At 71.0% G+C, this 3149-nt stretch carries 3 protein-coding genes; 2 read left to right on the top strand and 1 reads right to left on the bottom strand.

Annotation, left to right across the window (positions count from 1 at the left end):
- Positions 1-180 precede the first annotated feature (180 nt).
- Positions 181-1260, top strand: coding sequence for a selenide, water dikinase SelD (selD, locus tag AC07PA_RS32620; RefSeq protein ID WP_494610352.1), 1080 nt, complete (start codon positions 181-183; stop codon positions 1258-1260).
- Positions 1257-2375, top strand: a complete 1119-nt coding sequence (gene mnmH / locus AC07PA_RS32615) for a tRNA 2-selenouridine(34) synthase MnmH (RefSeq protein WP_494610353.1) — start codon at positions 1257-1259, stop codon at positions 2373-2375. Before selD ends, mnmH begins: the two co-directional genes overlap by 4 nt.
- 1 nt (position 2376) lies before the next feature.
- On the opposite strand, the gene AC07PA_RS32610 is transcribed toward mnmH, so the two are convergent.
- Entirely contained in the window at positions 2377-2835 is a 459-nt protein-coding gene (locus AC07PA_RS32610) for a putative immunity protein (protein ID WP_007856205.1), read from the bottom strand.
- Between the last annotated feature and the right edge of the window lie 314 nt (positions 2836-3149).

Genomic DNA, 3149 nt, shown 5'->3' with positions numbered 1-3149 from the left:
CGCCTTTTCTTGGCCCACCTTCTTTTGGCGACGCAAAAGAAGGTGGGTGCGCCGCCGGGCGCACATCCCGGCCTCCGCCCTCGACAAAGGCACGCGGCACCCATCGAAACCAAGCCCTACAACTGCGCCACAAAGCACAATACCAACAATCCAGACAGCCGCCGCAGCAAGCACGCCCTCATGACCACGCCAAGCCCCACCCCCATCCGCCTCACCCAGTTCTCCCACGGCGGCGGCTGCGGCTGCAAGATCGCCCCCGGCGTCCTCTCCGAAATCCTGAAAACCAGCGGCGCAGGACTCGCCGCACTGCTCCCCAAAGAACTGCTGGTAGGCATCGAAACCGCCGACGACGCCGCCGTCTACCAGCTCAACGACGAGCAGGCCCTCATCGCCACCACCGACTTCTTCATGCCCATCGTCGACGACCCGTTCGACTTCGGGCGCATCGCGGCCACCAATGCCATCAGTGATGTGTATGCCATGGGCGGGCGCCCCATCATGGCGCTGGCCATCGTGGCCATGCCGGTCAACCAGTTGCCGGTGGAGGTCATCGGCCGCGTGCTCGCAGGCGGCCAGGCCGTGTGCAGCGCGGCAGGCATACCGATTGCCGGCGGCCACACCATCGACTCGGTCGAGCCCATCTACGGCCTGGTCGTGATGGGCCTGGTGCACCCCGCGCGCGTGCGCCGCAACCGCGATGCGCGCGCCGGCGACGTGCTGGTGCTGGGCAAGCCACTGGGCGTGGGCGTGCTCTCGGCCGCGCTGAAGAAAGGCCTGCTCGACGACGCCGGCTACGCCCGCCTGGTGGACACCACCACGCGCCTGAACACCCCCGGTATCGCGCTGGCCGAGCTGGACGGCGTGCACGCCCTCACCGACGTCACCGGCTTCGGCATCGCCGGCCACACGCTGGAGATGGCGCGCGGCGCCGGCCTGCGCGCCGTGCTCGACTGGCACCGCCTGCCGCTGCTGGGCGGCGTGGCCGCCTGGGCCGAACAAGGCATCGTCACCGGCGCATCGCGCCGCAACTGGGAGGGCTATGGCGCCGAGGTCACGCTGGCCGACAGCCTGCCCGCCACCGCCCAGGCGCTGCTCACCGACCCGCAGACCAGCGGCGGCCTGCTGGTCAGCTGCGCGCCGCAGGCGGTCGATGCCGTGCTGCGCACCTTCCGCGAGCAGGGCTTTGCCGATGCCGCCGTGGTAGGGCACATGAGGGACGACTCAACAGGCGGCCCCGCCGGCCTCACGGTGGCGCCATGAAAGAGCCCACGCGCGTGCACGACCGGCACGCCTTCGACACCCTGATCGACGCGCGCAGCCCGGCCGAGTACGCCATCGACCACATCCCCGGCGCCATCAACCTGCCCGTGCTCGACAACGAAGAGCGGCGCATCGTCGGCACCCTGTACAAGCAGGTCGGCGCCTTCGAGGCGCGGCGCGTGGGCGGCGCCATGGTGGCCGCCAACCTGGCGCGCCACCTGCAGGGCCCGCTGGCCGACCGCCCGCCGGGCTGGAAGCCCCTGGTCTACTGCTGGCGCGGCGGCCTGCGCAGCGGCTCCATGACCACCTGGCTGCGCATGGTGGGCTGGGACGCCCAGCAACTGGCCGGTGGCTACAAGGCCTGGCGCCGCCACGTCATCGACACCATCGCACAGCGCGCCCCCGCCCTGCCCCTGGTGGTGCTGTGTGGCGCCACCGGCACCGCCAAGACCCGGCTGCTGCACGCCCTGGCCGCACAGGGCCAGCAGGTGCTGGACCTGGAGGCCCTGGCCCGGCACAAGGGCTCGCTGCTCGGCGCCCTGCCCGATGTGGCCCAGCCCTCGCAAACCGCCTTCGAAACCGCCATCGCCAGCGTGCTCGAACACCTGGACCCGGCCCGCCCCCTGTACATCGAGGGCGAAGGCCGCCGCATCGGCCGACTCACCGTGCCCCTCATCCTGGTCGAACGCATGCGCGCCAGCCCCTGCATCGAGCTGCGCGCCAGCACCGCCGCGCGCGTGGAATACCTGCTGCGCGACTACGCCTACCTGGGCGACCGCCCCCAGTGGCTGGCCGACCAGCTGGCGCCCTTGAAACCCCTGCACGGCAACGAAACCATCGCCGCCTGGCAGGCCATGGCCCTCGCGCGCCAGTTGCCCCAGCTGTTCGAGGCCCTGGCCACACGGCACTACGACCCCTCGTACGCCCGCTCGCACCGCTCGTACTTCCGCGCCTGGGAGCAGCGGCAGGTGGTGGACGCGGCGGATCTATCGCCGCCGGGTATCGAGGCGCTTGCCCACAAGGTTGCCAGCCTGCGCAACGGCGACGGCCACGGCGCAGAAGAACAGGCAGGGCAAGCACCGCAAGGGGCTCAGGGAGCGCCAGCGTCGCCCTGAACTATGCCGCCGAGCGCTGCCCCGCCAGCCGCGTGAGCGCCTGCACCTGCCACCGGAATTCATCGCCAAAGGCAGACCGGTCCATCACCGCCGCACCGCCATAGGCATACACCGAGGCATAGGCGGCGTAGCTGGCAGCATCCAGCGCACGCCCGGCCAGCGCGTGTGCCACCGCATTCGTCGCCGACACGGCCGCATGCGCCGTGCCGTCGATCGACTTCGATCCCGGGTGGCTTCTCGCGACCCGCTCCACCTCGCCGCGGGCAGCCTCCAGCCCGGCAAAGTCCAGCGCGCCCGCCACATAGGCCCCCAGGCGGTCCAGCGCCGCCACTGCGCGCGCATCCTCCAGCAGATGCCGCACCCGCTCCACGCAGGCCAAGCCGAAGGCATAGCGCAGCTGCGCGTTGGATTCATGCGCCAGGTCCAGGGACCGGGCCAGTGCGGTGAGCTCTTCGTTCATGGCGGTCGTTCCGTTTTTTCACGAGAGGCGGACAAGGCGCCATCATCCACCGTGCCAACCGAATCGCCAAGCAGGCGACGCAGCCAGCCCCCCGTTTTGTACCTACTCCGCCCCCGCGGAGGCGCCCCAACTACCTCGCCGCGCTGGGCCCGGGCACAGCGATAGCGCCCCACCTGTCGGCAGCGCGCAGCGCGTAACCGACACCCGGCGCAGCTGCGAAGCAGCAGCCGTCCGGACCCCGCTCCCCACCCCTGCTGGCTGCGCCGAGAAGCGCAGGAGCTGGGGTGGGTGCGTGTGCCGAAGGACACACGCAC

The sequence above is a fragment of the Acidovorax sp. GW821-FHT09B03 genome, assembly GCF_059418305.1.
Note: the sequence above shows the minus strand (reverse complement) of the source record. Positions and strands in the feature narration are given on the sequence as shown.

What these genes read in the sequence shown, in the direction of transcription:
- selD (WP_494610352.1), top strand. Translation starts at nt 181, where the DNA reads ATGACCACGCCAAGCCCCACCCCCATCCGCCTCACCCAGTTCTCCCAC.
- mnmH (WP_494610353.1), top strand. Translation starts at nt 1,257, where the DNA reads ATGAAAGAGCCCACGCGCGTGCACGACCGGCACGCCTTCGACACCCTG.
- AC07PA_RS32610 (WP_007856205.1), bottom strand. Translation starts at nt 2,835, where the DNA reads ATGAACGAAGAGCTCACCGCACTGGCCCGGTCCCTGGACCTGGCGCAT.